Origin of the sequence: Crossiella cryophila (assembly GCF_014204915.1) — a bacterium.
GTDB lineage: Bacteria > Actinomycetota > Actinomycetes > Mycobacteriales > Pseudonocardiaceae > Crossiella > Crossiella cryophila.
In genome coordinates, this window is record NZ_JACHMH010000001.1 from 8,028,106 (window position 1) to 8,045,979 (window position 17,874).

Here is a 17,874-nt window from a genome sequence, read left to right on the forward strand (position 1 = left end):
CGTTTGCCAAGATGAATCTGGTCTAGACCACACATGGCGAACGTTGATTCCACTTCGCCGCCGCCACGGTCCGCACGCAGGATCGAACAACCAAGGAATCTTCCGTTCAGTCGCCTCCACCCCTGTGAAGGAGAGACATGAGCGTGAAAAGCAAGCTCGTCGCGGCCGCCGCCGGACTCGGGATGGTGCCCGCGATGCTGGTGGCCCTGCCGGTCACGGAGGCGAGCGCGCACGGCTACATCGCCAACCCGCCCAGCCGTCAGCAGCAGTGCGCCGCGGGCACGGTGTCCTGCGGTGAGATCAAGTACGAACCGCAGAGCGTGGAAGGCCCCAAGGGCCTGCGCAACTGTCATGGCAACGTCGGCCGCTTCGCCGAGCTGAACAACGACGGCAAGGGCTGGCGGGCCACCTCGGTGGGCCGCAACGTCAGCTTCAACTGGCGCCTGACCGCCCGGCACCGCACTTCCACCTGGGAGTACTTCATCGGTGGCACCCGCATCGCCTCGTTCAACGACAACGGCGCGATTCCGGGCGCGACCGTGTCGCACAACGTGAATCTGGGCAACCGCACCGGCCGGCAGAAGGTGCTGGCGGTGTGGAACATCGCGGACACCGCGATGGCGTTCTACAACTGCGTGGACCTGCAGGTCAGCTGATCCGGTGAGGTGGCGGCGGAGACGGGACCGCCGCCCCCTCGCACGTACGACAACGGCCAACACGCGTGGAGGGTTGAACCCCTCGCCGGCGTGTTGGCCGTTCTTGTACCGTGTGTTGGCCGTTGTCGTACACCGGTTTGGCCGTTGTCGTACGCCGGGTCAGCTGTGGGTGGCGCTGCCGGAGAAGCCCATGATCATTACTCCGGCGACGACGACGCAGATGCCGGTGATCGCCACCGGGTTGAGTTTCTCGTTGAAGAGGATGCTGGCCACCACTGCCGTGCCCGCGGTGCCGACGCCGGACCAGATCGCGTAGGCGATGCCGACGTTGATCTGTTTGAGGGCGAAGGCCAGCAGGGTGAAGGCGATGCCGTAACCCAGGACCACGAAGACCACCGGCAGCAGTCTGGACAAACCGTTGCTGGCGCGCAGGGACAGGGTTGCGGTGATCTAGGCCAGGATCGCTCCGGCGAGCAGGAGCCAAGGCATGGGTGACCTTCCCCAGGTGTGATCGCGGCCGGGCGTGGTGGCCGGGGCGGTGGCGGAGATGATCAGCCTAACCCCGCGGCGGCCGGGGTCGCGGTGCGCTCGCGCGGCAGGACAACCATCATCGGTAGGGAGACCGGCATCGGGTTCGGGTAGTCGCGGAAGGCGTACTCGGGCGGGATCGCCCTGAGCGCGGGGCATCCAGGACCTCCCCAGGTCGGGTCAGGCCCGACTCTGGGCATCCACCGGAGACCCCTGTTCACCTGCGTGAACAACCCCGATGCCGTGGTCGCGCTCTCTCGGCGGACAGTCCGGTGACGATTCAGGCAAAGCGGAAAATCTCCGCGTCGGCGGTCAACGGGAACTCGCCCGCGGCGGGGATCGCCTCGCCGGTCACGGCGGTGCCGCTGCCGGACACCAGCACCCCACCGGCCACCAGCACCCGGCCGTCAGCCAGCTCCACCAGGCCGAAATGCGCACGCGCCACCCGCAGCGCGGCCTTCGGACCGGTCCCGGCCACCAGCACCCCGCCCGCGTGCAACGCCAGTGCGCGGTCACCGGTGCGGCCGACCTGCTTGGCCTCGGCCAGGCTGCGCGGGCCCGCGTCCGCGTCGTAGTGCTCGGTCCTGGTCCACAGGCCCGAATCCGGGTCGTACAGCTCGGCGGTCTCCAGCATCGTGTACCCGCCCGCGCGGGTCGTGCTGCCACCGGCCAGCAACACCCGGCCATCCGGCAACAGCGTCGCGTGGTGGAAGAACCTCGGCTCGGCCATCGACCCGGCCGAGGTCCACGCCCCGGTCGCCGGGTCGTACAGCTCGGCACTGGCCAGGCCCAGCGCGGGAAACTCCCTCGGCCCGGTCAGCCCGCCCACCACCAGGATCCGGCCATCGGCCAGCACGGTCGCGGAGTTGCGGCGGCGGGCGGTGGCCAGCGGCGCCAGCTCCGACCAGTCCTGCCGCACCGGGTCGTACCGGAAGACCTCGGCGCGCGCGGTCCGGTGGCCGTCCTCGCCGCCGATCGCCACGATCGCGCCGTCGGGCAGCCGGACCAGCCCGTCGGAATGGCCCCACCAGGCTCGGCGGGACGGCAGGGGATCAACGCTGGTCCACTCCCCCGCTGCGCAGTCAAGCACCGCAACGCTTCCCATGGGAGAACGGTGCCAGGCCGCCAACCGGGTGACATCGTGTTCGACCCAGATCCTCCCTTTAGGGCAGCCATTCACTTTCGGCCGCCGGACTGACCCGTTCGGCCGCCCCAAGGGGCAACCTCACTCGGGTGTCGGAGTCGCTGACTACTGTGATGGCACACGCGGTCACGATCCGCGCTGTACTTCCTGGGGGTGTCATCGGTGGCGTTGGAGCCTGACCTCGGCCTGGTGGGGCGGGACAGCACGGCCGCGTTGCTGGCCTCCCTCATCGACCGCAAGGCGCGGCGGCCACTGCCCATCGTGGTCGCCTACGGACCCGGCGGCAGTGGCAAGACCACCCTGCTCGACCACCTGGAACGCCGCTGCCGCCCCGATGTGCCGCTGGCGCGGGTCGATCTGGACGAGACCGGGTCCAAATCCTGCCGGGACGTCCTCGACGCGGTCTTCGGCCAACTCCGCCGCTACCAGAACGCGCACTTCGGCCGGATGCGGCTACCCCGCTACGAACTGCTCCGGCTCGCCCAGAGCACCGCCGCCGAACCCGAGGAGGACGGCGACCCGCACCGCCGCGCCCGCCAGCTCCTGGCGCACCGGCTCACCGGCCTGCCCCGGATCGCCGACGTGGTCGGCTCGCTCGCCGAGTCCTCCCCCGCCCCGCACTGGCTCACCCGGCTGGTCCGGCCGCTGCTGAGCTGGCTGATCACCCTGGCCGTGGTCGCCCCGCCGAAGATCCGCTGGCTGCTCGCGCCGCGCCGGTTCGCCGCCACCTGGCGCTGGTACGAGAAGGTCGCCGGGGAAGGCGTGCTCGGACTGGCCAAGGGCTGCAAGGTCGACGAGGTCATCGGGCAGGTCTGGCACCTGCTGCGCAGCGAGGAACGCCGGGACCGCCTGGTGGTGGACCGGCTGCTGGTGGCCGCCTTCCTGGCCGACCTCGACGGCGCCTACAAGGGCCACCGCCGACGGCGCCGCCGGGTCAACTGCGTGCTGCTGCTCGACGGCGCGGACCTGTTGTCCCCCTTCGAGGTCAACCTGTTCCCGCCCGGCCGCACCGCGCCCGAACCCCCGGTCAGCGACCTCCTGGAACTGCTCGCCGAGGCCAAACTGCGCCACCCCGAGGTGCCGCTGCTGGTGGTGGCCACCAAACAGGCCACCCCCGACCAGCAGGACATCCCGCCGCAGGACACCGATGAGTTCGACCCCGGCGACGCCGCGCACGCCCGCTACCACGGCTGGCGGCAACGCTTCGAGACCGCGCGGGCCAACCACGGACCGGCCGGGGCCGCGGTGCTGCCGGTGCGGCTGCGGCCGTTCACCCTGGCCCAGACCCGGCAGTTCCTGCACGAGTGGAACCGCAGCCGGGACAGCACCGTCCGCTCGGCCGCGCTGGTCGCCGAACTGCACGAGGTCACCAAGGGCCACCCCCTGGCGGTCCGGCTCACCACGCAGGTGGTGGACCGGCTGTACCGGCGGGACCGGGTGATCCCCTCGGTGCGCGCGGTCTTCGCCCAGCGGGTGCCCAGGGAAGAGGCAGGCGCGGAACCGGACGAGAAGGTCGGCGACTACCTGCTGGTCCGCTTCCTGCAACGCTTCCGCGGCTCCGACGTGCCCGAACGCGCCCAGACCCGCCGCCTGCTCACCCGCCTGGCCGCCCCGCGCCGGCTCGACCTGGCCACCATCCAACGGCTGGTCCCTGACCGGGACGCGGAGGAGATCTGGGGCAGGCTGTCCACCTACAGCTTCGCCGACCGCAGCGCCGACGGCCGCTGGATCGTGCTGCACCCGCTGCTGCGCGAACTGCTCGGCGCGCAACTGCTCGCGCACGGCGCGGGCGCGGAATACCCGTACGAACACGTGCACCGCGAACTGCGCAACCACTACACCATGCTGGGGCGGCAGGGAGATCGGCTCTACCACGCGCTGGCCCTCGGCGACACGCACGTGGTGGCCAGTCACCTGTCCTCCCGGCTGACCCGCGGCGACAGCCGGTGGGTGGCCGACCTGGAGGTCATCGCCGAGGCGCCCGGCTGGCGGCACAGCCGACAGTTGCGCAGCAGGCTGAACTGGCCGAGGGTGCGCCGGGTGGAGGAACTGCTGATCGCGGTGTGGAAACTGCGCTCCAGCACCTCCACCGTGCGCCGCAGCGCCGAACTCTTCGACGACGTGCTGCGCGCCTACCGCAACCTCGACGCCGCAGGCCAGCCTGCCGTGGCCGACCAGCTTTCCTTCTACCGCAACCAGGTCCGGCTGGCCGAGGACAACTCGATCGCCGAGCCCGGCCCCGCGCTGCCGCCCTACAGCACCGGCGAGGACCGCCACCCCTACCCCGCGGTGTGGCCGCCGCCGCACACGCTGCGCCGCACCGCGGTCGCGGTGGTCGCCGTGCTGCTGCTCGGCTACGGCGGGATCTACCTGCGGCACCAGCTCGTGCACTGCGACCGGGACGGGCTCTTCGCGCCGGGGCGGGTCCTCGATTCGGTGTTCGACCCCAGCCTGATGCTGACCAAGTCCGCGCAGGGCGAGTGCTACGGCGTCACCGACGGCATCGGCAACTTCATGCACGACGCCAACGAGACCCTGCCCGACGACATCGAGGTCGCCGAGCTGAGCAGGCTGATCGCCGAACAGAACGACCAAGTGCGCCGGGAGGCCGCCCGGCCTGCCGAGGACGACCGCAGGCGGCCGTACGCGACCATCGTGGTGGCCTCGATGTTGAGCAGCGCCAACGAGGTTCCGCGCCGGGACCTGTCCGCGGGCGTGAACGAGTTGCGCGGGGCCTACCTCGCCCAGCGGGCCTGGAACCGGTTCAACACCCCCACCATCAAACCGCCGTTCCTGATTCGCCTGGTACTGGCCAACTTCGGCGGCAACTCCGAGTTCGCCCAGCACACCGCGGAGAAGATCCAGTCCCTTGTGGACAGTGACCCGACGGTGATCGGGGTCAGCGGCATGGGCCAGACCAGGGATTCCACCATCCGCGCCGCCGAGATCCTCGGCTCGGCCATCGGGCCGTGGCAGGGGATTCCGATGGTGGCCTCCGCGCCCACCGGCAACGCCTTCAGCGGCAAGGACTACTTCTTCCGGATCGCCCCGCCCAACCAGCGCCAGGCCGAGGCGGCGATCTCCTTCGCCGCCAACGATTCCCGGCTGCGGGACAGCCAGCCCTTCCTGCTGCACGACCCGACCGACCGCTACAGCGCCGAACTCAAGGACGACTACGTGCGGACCCTGCTGCGATTGCGCAGTGGCCTGGGCGAGCCGGTCGAGCAGACGTATGAGGCAGGCAAGAGCAACACCGGCAACCTGCTGGCCACCCGGGTCAAGGAGATGTGCGAGATCGCGGCCCAGCGCAAACGCAAGCCACTGCTCATCTACTCCGGCCGCGCCAACGAAATGCCCACCCTGCTGGAGAAACTCGACGACTCCAGCTGCGACCGCGACACCGTGATCCTGGGCGCCGACGACCTGTCCCAGCTGGAGACCGCGGGCTACGCCGACCTGGCAGGCAACGAACAGCAACGCGCCCGCCGAGTGTCCTATGTGGACGGAAGGCTGTACTTCACCACCCTGGGCCCCACCGAGGAAGGCTGGCGCCGCATCACCGGCGGCCAGCCCCCCGCCGAGGCCGAGCAGTTCTTCACCCAGCACGCCGACGCGCAGAAGGAACAGGGCGGCCAGGCCAGGGCCTTCCGCTCCGGCCCCAACGGCCACGTGATGCTGGCCTACGACGCGGTGAACCTGTTCCTGGACGCCATCGAACGCGCCCGCACCGACACCACCCTGCCCGACCGAGCCAAGCTGTACGCGGCCCTGCGCGCCACCACCGGCTCGAACCTGTTCCGCGGCGTCACCGGCCCCGTCGACTTCGGCCAGGCCGACCCGGAACTCCTGCGCCGAGGCGCCGACCCACGCGGCAAACAGGTCATCGTCCAACAGGTAATCGCCGACGGCAACCAACTCCGCTCCGCCTTCGTCCGAGCAGTCACCTAACCCCACCCCACAACAGTCAACACCCCGAACACCCCCAACCCCAACCCCAACCCCAACCTCAGCGTGTTGGCCGTTCTCGTACGCCGTGTTGGCCAAACTTGAACGCCCCGCCCCGCCGACCAGGCCGATCCGGGGCTGGGCAACCGTCGCCCCGCCCAACTCACCCACCCAACTAGGCCAACTCCGCGTACCACTTCAGCCAAACCGGCGTACAAGTTCGGCCAACACACCGTCCACAACGGCCAACACACCGTCCACTTCGGCCAACACACCGGGTGGGGGTGGGGTCAGGGGGTGGGGTTGGGGGCTAGGGGGGCGTAGGCGCGGACGAGGGTTTGTTCGGCTTCGTCCAGGTAGGACACCAGTAGGGCTTCCGCGCGGTCGGCGGCGCCTTCCTCGAGCAGGTCCAGGATGTCGCGGTTGCCTGCCATGAAGGGGACGTGGAAGGCCTTGGGGTCGTTCATCACCAGGAAGACCAGGCGGAGTTCGGCGAGGAGCTGGCGCATCAGTTCGTCCAGGCGGCCGCTGTCGGCCAGGGCGACGATCGCCTGGTGGAAGCGCATGTTCGCGGTGCCGACGTCGCGCCAGCGGCGGTCGGTGGCGGCGCGGTCGGCCTCGGCGACGGCCTCGCGCAACGCGGTCAGGCCGCCCTCGGGGGCGTTGGCCAGGTTGCGCACGCCCGCGGACTCGACCACCCGGCGCACCCGGTAGAGGTCGACCACGTCGGCCACGGACAGGGTGCGGACGAAGACGCCTCGGTTGAGCTGGTGGGAGAGCAGGCGTTCGTGGCTGAGCAGGCGGAATGCCTCGCGCAGGGTGTTGCGGGAGACGCCGAGTGCCTGGCCGATGGCCTCCTCGGAGAGCCGTTCGCCGGGCTGGAAGAAGCCGGCGATGATCCGGTCCCGCAGGATGCCCGCGACCCGCTCGGCCGTGGAGCTGCGTCCCAGCAGCCCGCGATCAGCCGTCAGGTCCGCCAGGGGCGCGTCGCTCACCGTGTCCTCCTCGTTGCGCTCAAGAAAATCATGGCACACGGGTCTTGTTCTTTTGTTGAACAATCCTTATGTTGACTCGTACCACATCATGGGGTGACCCAGGACACATCGGGGGTGGACAGTGCACGCGGACATCCGGCGTTTCGGCAGCTCAGCGGCACTCGTTGAGCTGCCCGACAGCGAGGCGGCGCACGCCCTGCACGCGCTGCTGACCGCCCAGCCCCCGGCCGGGCTGCTCGAACTGGTCCCCGCGGCCCGCACCGTGCTGGTCCGCTACGACCCGCGCGTCACCGACTTCGCCACGCTGCGCGATCACCTGGACCGGCACGCCCCGACCCCCGGCATGCGCGCGCCGGCCAGCACCGTCGAGGTCCCGGTCCGCTACGACGGCCCGGATCTGGGCGAGGTCGCCGAGCTGACCGGACTGGCCGCGGCCGAGGTCGTGCGGCGGCACCTGGGCGGGGAGTACACGGTGAGCTTCTGCGGCTTCGCGCCCGGCTTCGCCTACGTGACCGGCCTGGACCCGGCGTTGCGGGTGCCGCGGCGGGACACCGCGCGGACCAGCGTGCCCGCCGGCGCGGTGGCCATCGCGGATGAGTTCGTCGGCATCTACCCGCGCTCCAGCCCTGGCGGCTGGCGGCTGCTGGGGCGGACCGACCTGGTGCTGTGGGACACCGCGCGGACCCGGCCCGGGTTGCTGACCGCGGGCACCCGGGTCCGATTCCGGGAGGTGGCGGCATGAGCACGACGCACGGGCGCGGCGGGATCGAGGTCCTCGACGCCGGGCTGCTCACCCTGGTCCAGGACCTCGGCCGTCCCGGACTGGCCGCGATGGGGGTCGGCCGCTCCGGCGCCGCCGACCAGCCCGCGTTCACCCTCGCCAACCGACTGGTCGGGAACGCCGAATCCGCCGCCGCCCTGGAACTCACCCTCGGCGGCGTGCAGCTCCGCTTCCACCGCGGCGCCTGGGTCGCGCTCACCGGCGCACCCGCCCCACTGCACCTGGGCACCCCCACGATCGGGGCCCCACGCGGCCCGCGCACCGCCGCGGCGAACGCGCCGCTCTACGTCCCGGCCGGGACCACCCTGCGGATCGGCCGTCCGGAACGCGGACTGCGCAGCTACCTCGCCGTACGCGGTGGCCTGGACCTGCCGCCGGTGCTCGGTTCCCGGGCCAGCGATTTGCTCTCCGGCATCGGTCCGGAACCACTCGTCCGGGGGGCTTTGCTGCCGATCGGGAACGACATCGCCGGTGACCCGATCGTGGATCTCGCACCGGTCGCGGAACTTCCCGCCGAACCGGTGCTGCGGGTGCTGCTCGGCCCGCGCCAGGACTGGTTCACCCACAACGCCGCCGCGGCCCTGTGCTCGGGTCCGTACCAGGTCACCCCGGCCAGCAACCGGATCGGCGTCCGGCTGGCCGGACCCCGCCTCGACCGCGCCCGTCCTGGTGAACTGCCGCCGGAGGGCATGGTCGGCGGCGCGCTCCAGGTTCCCCCGAACGGGCAACCCGTGCTGTTCCTCGCCGACCACCCGGTGACCGGCGGTTATCCGGTGATCGCGGTGGTCATCGAGCAGGATCTGCCGCAGGCGGCGCAGGTCCGGCCCGGACAGCGAATCCGATTCCAGTGCACCGAAAGGACAAGCCGATGAGCAGCTCAGCGCCCACGCCAACCGCCCGGTCGGGCCGCAAGGTGATCGCGGCCAGCCTGATCGGCACCTCGCTGGAGTGGTACGACTTCTTCCTCTACGGCACCGCGGCCGCGCTGGTCTTCCCCAAACTGTTCTTCCCGACCAGCGACCCGCTCACCGGCACCCTGCTGGCCCTGACCACCTACGCGGTCGGTTTCATCGCCCGCCCGGTCGGCGGCGCCATCTTCGGCCACTTCGGCGACAAGGTCGGCCGGAAGAACGTCCTGGTCATCACGCTGCTGCTGATGGGCGTGGCCACCTTCGCCATCGGCCTGCTGCCCACGCACGCCCAGATCGGCGCGCTGGCCCCGATCCTGCTGGTCACCCTGCGCTTCCTGCAGGGCCTCGGCCTGGGCGGGGAGTGGGGCGGCGCGGTGCTGATGACCATGGAGCACGGCGCGGCGAACAAGCGCGGGCTGAACGCGAGCTGGCCGCAGGTCGGCGTGCCCGCCGGCAACCTGCTGGCCGCCGGGGTCATGTGGATCATGTCGGCCTCGCTGTCCGAAGAGCAGTTCCTGGACTGGGGCTGGCGGGTGCCGTTCCTGCTCTCCGGCCTGCTGGTGCTGGTCGGTTTCTGGATCCGCCGCACCATCTCCGAGAGCCCGCTGTTCACCCAGGTCGAGCAGACCGAGGCCAAGGCCAAGCTGCCGCTGTTCGACGTCTTCCGCGAGCACCCGCGCGAGCTGCTCACCGCGATCGGCGCGCGCATCGGCACCGACGTGGCCTTCTACACCTTCACCCTGTTCATCCTCACCTACCTCAAGGACGTGGTGAAGGTCGACCGGCAGGTCGGGCTGAACGCGGTGCTGGTCGCCTCGGCCTGCCAGCTCGCGCTGATCCCGTTCTTCGGCGCGCTCTCGGACCGCTACGGCCGCCGCCCGGTCTACCTGGCCGGCGCGCTCGGCGCGGCGGTGTGGGTCTTCGCCTTCTTCCCGCTGCTGGCCACCGGTTCCACCGCGTTGATCATCCTGGCCACGGTGGTCGCGCTGGTGGCGCACGCGGCCATGTTCGGCCCGCAGGCCGCGTTCATCTCCGAGCTGTTCAGCACCAAGCTGCGCTACACCGGCGCCAGCCTCGGCTACCAGCTGGCCGGGGTGCTCGGCGGTGCGCTGGCCCCGCTGATCTCCCTGGCACTGCTGGAATCCACCGGCAGCTGGGTGGCCATCGGCGTCTACGTGGCCGCCGCCCTGCTGCTCACCATCGGCGCGCTGATCGTCGCGCCGGAGACCAGCCGGGTGGACATCGCCGCCGATCCGGCCCTGGACAAGCCCGCACGCACCTGATCGGGTGCGAGATGACTGTGAAGGAGGCGAGTTGAACACGTTGATCCGCCGATCCCTGACCGGCGCACTGGCTGTGGGCGCGCTGCTGGCCGCCGCCCCGCTCGCGGTGGCGGCCGAGACCGCCGCCCCGGCGAACTGCTTCGACCGGGCCGCGCCGATCCCGGTGGAGGAGCAGCGGCTCACCCTCCCGGTGCCGCAGGAGATCCTCGACCGCAGCGGCTTCGACCAGCGCGGGCCGCGGTTCGAGAAGTCGTTGTGCCGCACCAGGTCGCTGCGGGTGGCCAAGGTGCTCGCGCAGACGCAGAGCCGTCAGCTGTGGAAGGCCGCGGTGGACCGGGTGCAGGGCCGTGGCCCGGCAGGCGGCGACCTGGCGCGCAGTGACGACCGGCCGCTGTACTGGGCGCGGTTGCAGCTGACCAGGGCGCTGCACCAGTGGCAGCCCGCCTTCACCCTCTCCCCGACCGACCGGAAGGCACTCCTCGACGCGGTGGAGACCGGTTCGCGTGGCCAGGACTCGATCGACCTGCCCGCCGGGAACCGGGTGAAGCGGGTGGTGCTGACCGGTTTCGACCCGTTCCAGCTCGACGGCGACATCCGCCGCACCAACCCCAGCGGCGCGACCGCGCTGGCCCTGGACGGCACCTACATCGACACCCCGTCCGGGCGGGCACGGGTGGAGACCGCGGTGTTCCCGGTGCTGTGGACGCCGTTCGAGGCGGGCGTGGTGGAGCAGACCCTGTTGCCGCACTTCAAGCCGGGGCGCAAGCAGGTGGACCTGTTCACCACGGTCAGCCAGGGCCGGGTCGGCCAGTTCGACATCGAGCGCTACAACGGCCGCTGGCACACCGGTGCGGACAACAACCGGGAGAACCGGGCCGCCGGGATCCCGATCCCGGCGGGTGTGCCGACGGTGACGCCGCAGCCGGAGTTCGTGCCGACCACGTTGCCGTACAAGGAGATCGTGGCCGCGAAGACCGGTCCGTTCACGGTGCTGGACCGCACCGCGGTGACCGAGATCCCGGCCGGGCAGACCCAGCCGGTGAACAGCCCCAACGGCCCGACGCCCGGTTCGGTGGCGCGTGCCGGTGGCGGCGGTTCCTACCTGTCCAACGAGATCGCCTACCGGGCCACGCTGTTGCGGGACGCGGTCAAGGCGAAGGTGCCGGGCGGGCACGTGCACACGCCGATCCTGTTCTTCGACCCGGCCAACCCGGACAAGGTCTCCGATCCGGTGCTGGAGAAGAACCGGGCCGACATCGTGGCACAGGCCAAGGCGATCCTCGCGGTCGCCGTCGGCACGCTCTGAAACTCCCAGCGGGCGCCGGGATCACCGGCGCCCGCTGGTGTCAGACCCGGCGCAGCAGCCGGGTTTTCTCCAGCATGCCCAACAGTTCGCGGGCTTCTTCCTTGCTCAGCCCCGGCGATTCGCGCAGCACGTCCGGGATGTCCACCGGCGCGCCCGCGGACATGTCGCCCATCCAGCGCAGCGCGGGCAGGAACTCCCGGCGCACCAGCAGGCTGGCGGTCTGGGTCTCCCGGAAACCGTAGGCGGACACCGAGATCCGCGCGGTGTCGGCGTCGAGTCCGTCCACGCCGAACGCGGTCTGCCCGGCCCGCACGAACCGGGTCTCCAGCTCGACCGGTTGCCGGGTGAGCGGTTCCCGGACCAGGTCCCTCGGGTCGAGGCGGTCCAGCGCGTCGCGAAGCGCGGCCAGGTCCACGGTGGTACGGCTGCACGCCTCCTCCGGGGTCTCGAAGTCGTAGACCGACTCGCGCCAGCGCTCGTCCCGGACGAGCTGGTTCTTGAGGCCGGCCAACAGGAAATCCATCCGCAGCGGCGGGGTCAGCAGCACGTGCAGGGAAATCGAGTCCTGGTCGGAGAACGTCTCGTGCCAGTAGCCGCGCGGCACGTGCAGCACCGAACCGGGTTCGAGCACGAATTCCCTGGCGTCAGCGGGAATCCGCTCCGGTGGGGCCTCGCGCTGGTAGGCGCGCAGGTCCGGGGTGAGCGGATCGCCCGCGCCCCAGCCGTGCAGTGGGCGCGGGGTGAACTCATTGGGCGCCACCCGCCACACCTTGCGCCCGGTGAGCTGCACGGTGATCACGTCGATCGGGTCGAAGTGCACCTTGGTGACCGCGCCGGGCCGATTGCCGAAGAGCTGGACCTTGGCCGACTGGCCGGAGATCCGGAAGGTCTCGGCCACCTCGCGCTCGAACGGGTCGAACTCGGCGATCTCCTGGAAGAAGGCGGTGAAGCCCGCGTCGTAGAGCCGCCGCGCGCTGGCCGAGGGCATCAGCGCGGAACCGGTGTTGCCCGCCTCGTCCTGGAACCAGGCGCAGACCCGCCGCACCTGTTTGGCGAAGACGTCGTCGATGGAGTGGATCTCCAGGGTGTCCCGCAGGCGGGCGGCCAGCCCGGCGCGGGCCGGGGTGTGGTGGATCCGGCGGCCGAGCACGGACTGGCTGAACCCGGCCAGGTCCATGGGGGCGAACCAGTCCGCGAGGTCGAGCCGGGACATCACCCCTCCAGGTTGTCTTCGACGGGCGCCTTGGTGATCTGGGGGTGCGGCCGGTGCGCGTAGGAGTCGCCGAGGCCCTGGGTGGTGGTGATCCGCAGCTCGCCGAAGGTGGTGGTGGCGATGACGTCGTCGCCGCCCTCGCGGCTGATCAGCCCGGCCGGGCGCACGGAGTACTCGGCCTCGGCGCCTGCCTCGATGTTGACCACGACGGCGGGCGGGGTGTCCGGTTGTTCGATCATGGCAGGGGCTCCTCGGGGGATCGGCGCACCAGCCGGGTCTGCTCCATGAGCCCCAGCAGGTCCTGCGCCTCGGGTTTGGTCAGTCCGGGGGCCTCCCGCAGCACGTCGGCCACGTCGAGGGCGGTCCCGGCCGGCAGGGCGTTCACCCAGCGCAGGGCGGGCAGTGCGGGCGCGGACACGGTCACCGCGGCGGTCTGGGTCTCGCGGAAACCGTAGGCGGACACCGAGATCCGGGCCGCACCCGGTTCGAGGGCGTCCACGCCGAAGGCGGCCTGACCGGCGCGGGTGAACCGGGTCTCCGGTCCGACCGGGGCGGTGGGCAGCGGGGCGCGGACCAGGTCGCGCGGGTCGAGGCGGTCCAGGGCGGCGCGCAACGCGGCCAGGTCGGCGGCGGTGCGGGCGGCGGCCTCGGCGGGGGTGGTGAAGTCGTAGACCGATTCGCGCCAGTGCGCCTCGCCCGCCAGTTCGTTCTTCAGCGCGGCCAGCAGGAAATCCATCCGCAGCGGCGGGATCAGCAGCAGGTGCAACGAGATCGAGTCCTCCGTGGAGAAGGTCTCGTGCCAGTAGCCGCGCGGCACGTGCAGCACCGAACCCGGTTCGAGCCGGTATTCCTTGACGTTGCCCGGGATCGTCTCGGGCGGCGGGTTCTCCTGGTAGGTGCGCAGGCTGGGCCCGATCGGCTCGCCCGCGCCCCAGCCCTTGAGCGGGCGCGGCGCGAACTCATTCGGCGCGATCCGCCAGGTCTTGCACCCGGTGAGCTGCACGGTGATCACGTCGACCGGGTCGAAGTGCACCTTGGTGACCGCGCTGGGCCGGTTGCAGAAGAGCTGGACCTTGCCCGAGCCCGGCGAGACGCGGAAGGTCTGGGCCACCTCGCGCTCGAGCGGGTCGAAGTCGGCGACGTCCTGGAAGTAGGCGGTGGTGCCGGCGTCGTAGAGCCGCCGCGCGCTGGCCGCCGGCATCGAGGCGGCCGAGGCGTTGCCGTCCAGGTCCAGGAACCAGGCCCGGACATCGCGCACCCGCTTGCCGAAGGCGTCGTCCACGGTGTGCACGCCCAGCACGTCACGCAGCCGGTCGGCCAGCGCGGCCCTCGGCGGGGTGACCAGTGGCCGCTGACCGAGCGCGGTGCGGCTGAACTCGGTCAGGCCCAGTGGCGCGAACCAGTCGTCGAGATCGAGGCGCTGGCCCATCTCAGTCCCGGGTCCGCGGGGTCTGGGTGGCGCCGGGGGCGGGTGCTGGGTCCGGATGCTGCATCAGTCCAACTTCGCCGCCGACCGGTCGGTTGGCCAGCGTGACGGCGGTTCCGCGCCCGATGGGGACCCATGATCAGCCCCTAAAGACGGTCGCCGCGGGAAGTGGCGTGTCCTGGCGGGCCAGTGGGAGCTGGACCCGGAAGCGCGCGCCCGGCCCCCGTCCGGCCCAGATCCGGCCGCCGTGGTGCTCGGCGATCTGGCGGGCGATGGCCAGGCCGAGGCCGGTGCCGCCGTCGGCGCGGGCGCGGGCGTCGTCCAGCCGGGCGAACGGCTCGAAGATCCGGCCGCGGTCCATCAGCGGGATGCCGGGTCCGTCGTCGAGGACCTCCAGCACGGCGTGTCCGTCCTCGGTGCCCAGCCGGACCTCGACGTAGCGGTCGGCGTGCCGTTCGGCGTTGTCGAGGAGGTTGCCCAGCAGCCGGGTCAGCGCGGCGGCCCGGCCGGGCACCACCACCGGCAGCTTGGGCAGTTGGGCGCTGCGCTGCAGGTGCGCGGGCAGTTCGCGGGCGGCCAGGTGTTCGCCGATCAGGTTGCCGAGGTCGATCTCGGCGCCGGTGGCCGGGCCGGGGTTGTCCAGCTGGGCCAGCAGCAGCAGGTCGGCGGCCAGGTCCTGCAGCCGGACGGTGTCGGTGAGCGCGAGCCGCACCACCTCGGGCCAGTCGGCCTGCCCGGGGTGGGTGGTGGCCAGTTCCAGTTCCCCGCGCAGGGCGGCGATCGGGCCGCGCAGCTCGTGCGCGGCGTCGGCGACGAATCGCCGTTGCGCGATGACCGCCTGGTCCAGCCGGGTCAGGGTGGCGTTGACGGTGCGGGCGAGCTGGTGGATCTCGTCCTGGCGGGCCGGTTCGGGCACCCGGCGGCCGAGGTCGGTTGCGGTGATGTCGGCCAGCTCCGCCCGGATCCGGGCCACCGGGCGCAGCATCCGGCCCAGCGCCAGCCAGGTGAGCCAGCCGGCCAGGGCGAGCAGCAGCGGCACGCCGGCGAGCAGGCCGAGCGTCCACCGGTCGAGGATCCGTTGCGCCCATTCCAGGGACAGGTGCTCGCCCGGTGGCAGCGGGGTGTAGCGGTTGCCGGGCAGGACCCGGATCAGCCGGCTCTCCGGCTGGTCGGCGAAGGGCCACAGGGTCAGCAGCCGGTCGGGGCCGGGGTTGAGCCGCACCGTCCTGGGCGGCCCGGCGGGCACGGCGAACTCCACGTTCTCGCCGAATCCGGCACAGGACTTGGTGTACTGCAGGGTCTCGGGCAGGTTCCCCTGGGGATCGGCGATCCCGGCCAGGTGACCGGCGCACTCGCCGCCGCTCACCGCGTGTTCGGCCCGCTGCCTGGCCTGGGTCAGGAGCTGGTCGCGGATCAGTCCAGGCAGCAGCGCGGCCAGGGTCAGCACGGGCAGCGCCACCACGGCCACCACCAGCAGGGTGAGCCGGGCCCGCATCGAGGACAGCCGTCGCATCACGCGCCCCCGTCCGCGCCGAGCCGGTAACCGACCGATCGGATGGTGGTGATGCTGCGTCGCCCGAACGGGGCGTCGATCTTGCGCCGCAGCGCGCTGATGTAGACCTCGACCAGGTTGGGCGCGGGTTCCTCCGCGCTGTCCCAGACCGCCTCGATCACCTCGGCCCGGCTCACCACCTCCTCCCGCCGCCGCAGCAGGCACTCCAGGACCTGGAACTCCTTGCTGGTCAGGCGGATCTCGGCCGGGCCGCGGTGGCAGCGGCGGGTGGCCGGGTCCAGGGTGAGGTCACCGGCGGTGAGCAGGGCGGGCCGGGCGGCCTGGCCGCGGCGGATCAGCGCACGCAGCCTGGCCACCAGCACCACGTAGGAAAACGGTTTGGTGAGGTAGTCGTCCGCGCCGGTGTCCAGGCCCTCGGCCTCGTCGTAGACGCCGTCCTTGGCGGTGAGCATCAGGATCGGTGTCCACACCTGTGCGGCGCGCAGGTCGGCGCAGACCCGGTAGCCGTTGCGGCCGGGCAGCATGATGTCCAGCACGATCGCGTCGAAAGCCCTGGCCTTGCCCAGTGCCAGGCCCTGGTTGCCGTCATGGCACACCTGGACCGCGAAGCCATCGGCCGTCAGGCCGCGGCGCACCAGTCCGGCCAGCCGCAGATCGTCCTCCACCACAAGCACCCGCATGCCGCTCAGCCTGGCGGATCACCCGTCCGGGTGCCTGAAGGATGTTTCAGGAACTTTCCCGGCCCGGCTCAGACCCGGCTGTAGGGCGGGTACGGGCGGGCCGCCTCGGCCAGGGCGTCGGCCACCGCGGCGGCCTCGCTCACCGGCAGGGTGGCGGTGGTGATGCGCAGGTGGTCGCCGCCGCTGGGTTCGACCAGGAACGGGGAGCCGGGGGCCGCGCCGATGCCCTGGGCGGCCAGGGTCACCAGTGCCTCGCGTTCGCGGGCCACGTCGATCCACAGGTTGATCCCGTCCCAGCCGGTGGAGCGGATGCCGCGGCTGGTCAGGGCGTCTTTGAGGGCGGAGCGGCGCTGGCCGTACACGGTGCGGGCGGTGGCCACCGCGGCCACGCAGCCAGGGTCGGTGAGCAGGCCGACCAGGACCTCCTGCAGCAACCGGCTGGACCAGGCCGCGCCCAGGTGCCGCCGCCCGATCAGCGGTTCGACGATGGCGGCCGGTCCGCCGAGGGCGGCCAGGCGCAGGTCGGGGCCGTGCGATTTGGAGAAGCTCTGCACCCGGACCACCCGGTCGGGCAGTGCGCCGGCGAAGCTGACCGCCTCGGCCAGGGCCACGTCGCCGGAGTGGTCGGCCTCGATGATCACCACGTCCGGGTGAGCCCGCAGCTTGTCTACCAACTGGTCGGCTCGCCGTTGGGTGAGGCTGACGCCGGTCGGGTTCTGCGCGCGCGGCTGCATGAGCAGCACCGCCGGGTCGCGGCGGAGTTGACCAGCGAGGGCGTCGGGCAGGATGCCCTCGTCGTCCACCGGCACCGGCAGCGCGCTGGCGCCCACGGTGTCCAGGAGGTCCAGGAACGGCGGGAAGGTCGGGTTCTCCACGATCACCCGGTCGCCCAGGCGCAGCAACTGACCGAGTAGTCGGTCGATGCCGTCCAGGGAACCGTTGACGATGGTCAGCGTCTCCGGATCGCACACCGAGGCCCATGCCTTGCGGACCAGGCGGTCCAGTTCGGGCAGCACCGGGGCGTCCAGGTAGCCCGACAGCGGCGGCTGACCGTCGATGCGGGCCAGCGCGGGCCCGATCGGCGGCAGTAATGCCTGGTCAGGCACGCCGGCGGAGAGGTCGCGGGCGAACCGGCCGGTATCGCCGGCCAGCCGCCAGAACCGGGTGGGTTCGGCGCTGTGCGTGCGGGCGGTGACGAAGGAGCCGTTGCGGCCCTTGGTCTCGATCGCGCCGACCCTGGCCAGTGAGCGCCAGGCCTCGTTCACCGTGGTCGGGCTGACGCCGAGGGCCTGGGCGAGCGCGCGCACCGTGGGCAGCCGGGTGCCGATGGACAACTCGCCCGCGCCGATCAGCCGGTTGATGGCCGCGGCGATGCCCGTGGCCGATCCCTCCTCGACGACCGACAGAATCCGGCTCAGATCGGCGTGCATGACCCTCCCGTCCACTGGCCCGCCGCCACCATGGCGGACCACTCAGCATTGTGCGCAAGTTCT

Annotated in this window: 15 protein-coding genes; 6 read left to right on the forward strand and 9 right to left on the reverse strand. The window is 71.6% G+C overall.

Going from position 1 to position 17,874, the window contains the following annotated elements:
* The first annotated feature begins 137 nt into the window (after positions 1 to 137).
* Positions 138 to 656 (forward strand): lytic polysaccharide monooxygenase auxiliary activity family 9 protein, encoded by a 519-nt coding sequence (locus HNR67_RS34435; protein ID WP_185006743.1) that lies wholly within the window; start codon positions 138 to 140, stop codon positions 654 to 656.
* A gap of 159 nt (positions 657 to 815) precedes the next feature.
* On the opposite strand, the gene HNR67_RS34440 is transcribed toward HNR67_RS34435, so the two are convergent.
* Positions 816 to 1,106 carry a DMT family transporter gene (locus HNR67_RS34440; protein ID WP_312989670.1) on the reverse strand — a complete coding sequence of 97 codons (291 nt, stop codon included), beginning with the start codon at positions 1,104 to 1,106 and terminating at the stop codon, positions 816 to 818.
* Between the two features lie 358 nt (positions 1,107 to 1,464).
* The gene (locus HNR67_RS34445; protein WP_185006745.1) at positions 1,465 to 2,289 is read right to left on the reverse strand and encodes a Kelch repeat-containing protein; all 825 of its coding nucleotides are present in this window, start codon (positions 2,287 to 2,289) and stop codon (positions 1,465 to 1,467) included.
* 201 nt (positions 2,290 to 2,490) lie between these two features.
* Here HNR67_RS34445 and HNR67_RS34450 point away from each other — a divergent pair, with 201 nt between their 5' ends.
* Entirely contained in the window at positions 2,491 to 6,276 is a 3,786-nt protein-coding gene (locus HNR67_RS34450) for an AAA family ATPase (RefSeq protein ID WP_185006747.1), read from the forward strand.
* Positions 6,277 to 6,563: 287 nt separating this feature from the next.
* Here HNR67_RS34450 and HNR67_RS34455 read toward each other — a convergent pair whose 3' ends face one another.
* On the reverse strand, positions 6,564 to 7,268 hold the full coding sequence (locus tag HNR67_RS34455) for a GntR family transcriptional regulator (protein WP_185006749.1): 705 nt from the start codon (positions 7,266 to 7,268) through the stop codon (positions 6,564 to 6,566).
* Positions 7,269 to 7,389: 121 nt separating this feature from the next.
* Between HNR67_RS34455 and HNR67_RS34460 the strand changes: the two genes are divergently transcribed.
* The 4 genes from HNR67_RS34460 to HNR67_RS34475 are packed head-to-tail and all read left to right on the forward strand — an operon-like array spanning position 7,390 to position 11,549.
* Positions 7,390 to 8,010 carry a 5-oxoprolinase subunit B family protein gene (locus HNR67_RS34460; RefSeq protein ID WP_185006751.1) on the forward strand — a complete coding sequence of 207 codons (621 nt, stop codon included), beginning with the start codon at positions 7,390 to 7,392 and terminating at the stop codon, positions 8,008 to 8,010.
* On the forward strand, positions 8,007 to 8,921 hold the full coding sequence (locus HNR67_RS34465) for a 5-oxoprolinase subunit C family protein (RefSeq protein ID WP_185006753.1): 915 nt from the start codon (positions 8,007 to 8,009) through the stop codon (positions 8,919 to 8,921). Before HNR67_RS34460 ends, HNR67_RS34465 begins: the two co-directional genes overlap by 4 nt.
* Entirely contained in the window at positions 8,918 to 10,243 is a 1,326-nt protein-coding gene (locus tag HNR67_RS34470; RefSeq protein ID WP_185006755.1) for an MFS transporter, read from the forward strand. The genes HNR67_RS34465 and HNR67_RS34470 overlap by 4 nt, the downstream gene beginning before the upstream one ends.
* 31 nt (positions 10,244 to 10,274) lie before the next feature.
* Positions 10,275 to 11,549, forward strand: coding sequence for a pyroglutamyl peptidase (locus tag HNR67_RS34475; RefSeq protein WP_221490151.1), 1,275 nt, complete (start codon positions 10,275 to 10,277; stop codon positions 11,547 to 11,549).
* Between the two features lie 40 nt (positions 11,550 to 11,589).
* Here the strand turns inward: HNR67_RS34475 and HNR67_RS34480 are convergent, their stop codons facing one another.
* From HNR67_RS34480 to HNR67_RS34505, 6 genes are all read right to left on the reverse strand, one after another.
* Positions 11,590 to 12,762, reverse strand: a complete 1,173-nt coding sequence (locus tag HNR67_RS34480) for a JmjC domain-containing protein (protein ID WP_185006757.1) — start codon at positions 12,760 to 12,762, stop codon at positions 11,590 to 11,592.
* Positions 12,762 to 13,001 (reverse strand): hypothetical protein, encoded by a 240-nt coding sequence (locus HNR67_RS34485; protein ID WP_185006759.1) that lies wholly within the window; start codon positions 12,999 to 13,001, stop codon positions 12,762 to 12,764. Before HNR67_RS34485 ends, HNR67_RS34480 begins: the two co-directional genes overlap by 1 nt.
* Positions 12,998 to 14,191 carry a JmjC domain-containing protein gene (locus tag HNR67_RS34490; RefSeq protein ID WP_185006761.1) on the reverse strand — a complete coding sequence of 398 codons (1,194 nt, stop codon included), beginning with the start codon at positions 14,189 to 14,191 and terminating at the stop codon, positions 12,998 to 13,000. Before HNR67_RS34490 ends, HNR67_RS34485 begins: the two co-directional genes overlap by 4 nt.
* Positions 14,192 to 14,327: 136 nt before the next feature.
* Entirely contained in the window at positions 14,328 to 15,701 is a 1,374-nt protein-coding gene (locus HNR67_RS34495; RefSeq protein WP_185006763.1) for a sensor histidine kinase, read from the reverse strand.
* Entirely contained in the window at positions 15,701 to 16,381 is a 681-nt protein-coding gene (locus HNR67_RS34500) for a response regulator transcription factor (protein WP_185006765.1), read from the reverse strand. The genes HNR67_RS34495 and HNR67_RS34500 overlap by 1 nt, the downstream gene beginning before the upstream one ends.
* 68 nt (positions 16,382 to 16,449) lie before the next feature.
* Positions 16,450 to 17,811 carry an aminotransferase class I/II-fold pyridoxal phosphate-dependent enzyme gene (locus HNR67_RS34505; protein ID WP_185006767.1) on the reverse strand — a complete coding sequence of 454 codons (1,362 nt, stop codon included), beginning with the start codon at positions 17,809 to 17,811 and terminating at the stop codon, positions 16,450 to 16,452.
* Between the last annotated feature and the right edge of the window lie 63 nt (positions 17,812 to 17,874).

What these genes read in the sequence shown, in the direction of transcription:
- HNR67_RS34435 (WP_185006743.1), top strand. Translation starts at nt 138, where the DNA reads ATGAGCGTGAAAAGCAAGCTCGTCGCGGCCGCCGCCGGACTCGGGATG.
- HNR67_RS34445 (WP_185006745.1), bottom strand. Translation starts at nt 2,289, where the DNA reads ATGGGAAGCGTTGCGGTGCTTGACTGCGCAGCGGGGGAGTGGACCAGC.
- HNR67_RS34465 (WP_185006753.1), top strand. Translation starts at nt 8,007, where the DNA reads ATGAGCACGACGCACGGGCGCGGCGGGATCGAGGTCCTCGACGCCGGG.
- HNR67_RS34470 (WP_185006755.1), top strand. Translation starts at nt 8,918, where the DNA reads ATGAGCAGCTCAGCGCCCACGCCAACCGCCCGGTCGGGCCGCAAGGTG.
- HNR67_RS34480 (WP_185006757.1), bottom strand. Translation starts at nt 12,762, where the DNA reads ATGTCCCGGCTCGACCTCGCGGACTGGTTCGCCCCCATGGACCTGGCC.
- HNR67_RS34485 (WP_185006759.1), bottom strand. Translation starts at nt 13,001, where the DNA reads ATGATCGAACAACCGGACACCCCGCCCGCCGTCGTGGTCAACATCGAG.
- HNR67_RS34490 (WP_185006761.1), bottom strand. Translation starts at nt 14,191, where the DNA reads ATGGGCCAGCGCCTCGATCTCGACGACTGGTTCGCGCCACTGGGCCTG.
- HNR67_RS34495 (WP_185006763.1), bottom strand. Translation starts at nt 15,701, where the DNA reads ATGCGACGGCTGTCCTCGATGCGGGCCCGGCTCACCCTGCTGGTGGTG.
- HNR67_RS34500 (WP_185006765.1), bottom strand. Translation starts at nt 16,381, where the DNA reads ATGCGGGTGCTTGTGGTGGAGGACGATCTGCGGCTGGCCGGACTGGTG.
- HNR67_RS34505 (WP_185006767.1), bottom strand. Translation starts at nt 17,811, where the DNA reads ATGCACGCCGATCTGAGCCGGATTCTGTCGGTCGTCGAGGAGGGATCG.